The organism is Dokdonella sp., from assembly GCF_019634815.1.
Classification (GTDB): domain Bacteria; phylum Pseudomonadota; class Gammaproteobacteria; order Xanthomonadales; family Rhodanobacteraceae; genus Dokdonella_A.
On record NZ_JAHCAP010000058.1, the window covers coordinates 1 to 1,126 of the forward strand.

2 protein-coding genes are annotated in these 1,126 nt (G+C 66.3%); both read left to right on the forward strand.

Going from position 1 to position 1,126, the window contains the following annotated elements; translation table 11 throughout:
• The coding region (locus KF759_RS14215) for a YicC/YloC family endoribonuclease (protein WP_291226501.1) at nt 1-482 on the forward strand (482 nt) is incomplete at its 5' end.
• A gap of 88 nt (nt 483-570) precedes the next feature.
• Nucleotides 571-1,126 (forward strand): hypothetical protein (locus KF759_RS14220; protein ID WP_291226502.1); only part of this gene is annotated, 556 nt, incomplete at its 3' end.

Sequence of the window (1,126 nt, forward strand, 5' to 3'; positions counted from 1 at the left end):
CTGCAGCCTTGGCCCTGCTCGATCGCGCGCTCGACGAGATGGTCGCCACGCGCGAGCGCGAAGGCAGCCGTCTCGGCGGGTTCCTGCGCGAGCGGCTCGATGCGATCGAGCGCATCGTCGCCGAGGTGCGCAAGCACTTGCCCGAAGTGCGCGTCGCCCTGCGCGCGAAGTTCGATGCACGGTTGGCCGAACTCAAGCAACCACTCGAACCCGGCCGCATCGAACAGGAAGTCGTGTTGCAGTTGCAACGCATCGACGTCGACGAGGAACTCGATCGCCTGGGCGCACACATCCTCGAAGCACGGCGCGTGCTGAGCCTGCGCGAGGCGGTCGGCCGACGGCTGGATTTCCTCATGCAGGAGTTCAACCGCGAGGCCAATACGCTGGGTTCCAAGGCCGCTGATCCACGCACCAGCGGCGCCGCGGTCGAACTCAAGGTGTTGATCGAGCAGATGCGCGAGCAGGTGCAGAACCTGGAATGAAACAAGGCCGCATGCAGGTGCGTGCGTCGATGTCGTGGTGCGTTACGCCCGATCCATCCGGATTGGGTGCCATGTCCTGGAGGGGGTCATGATCAAGGCAAGACGAAAGCTGATGGGTTTGATGCTGGCAACGATGGCGGGCACATCGATGGCTGCGGACTTTGCCGGTGGTGGCGCGGGACCGATTCCGGACAGCAATCCGACGGGCCTCACGGTCAGCTTCAACGTCTCCGGGATCAGCAGCGGCGTTGGCCGGCTCGCGTTGAAACTGGATCTCGCGCACACCTTCGTCGGTGATCTGGAGGCCACCCTGCGCGCGCCGGGCGGCGTCGCGCAACTGGTGGTGTTCGGACGGGTCGGTCGCACGCCTGCCTTCACCTTGGGCCGCAGCGCCAATCTGGGCGGCGTCTACGAGTTCTCCGACCGCGCCACTGCTGATCTTTGGGCGACGGCAGCGACGCTCACGAGTAGCGAGACAGTTCCTCCAGGTGCCTACCGCACCAGCGGCGCAGGTGTCGCCGGCACATGGCGCGGTGGGTGCACGACCTGGCTGGCAGGCGCCTTCGCGGGCCTGACCGGTGCGCAGGTCAATGGCACCTGGACGCTCACGATCGCCGACCGCGTCGGCGGTGATACCGGCAGCA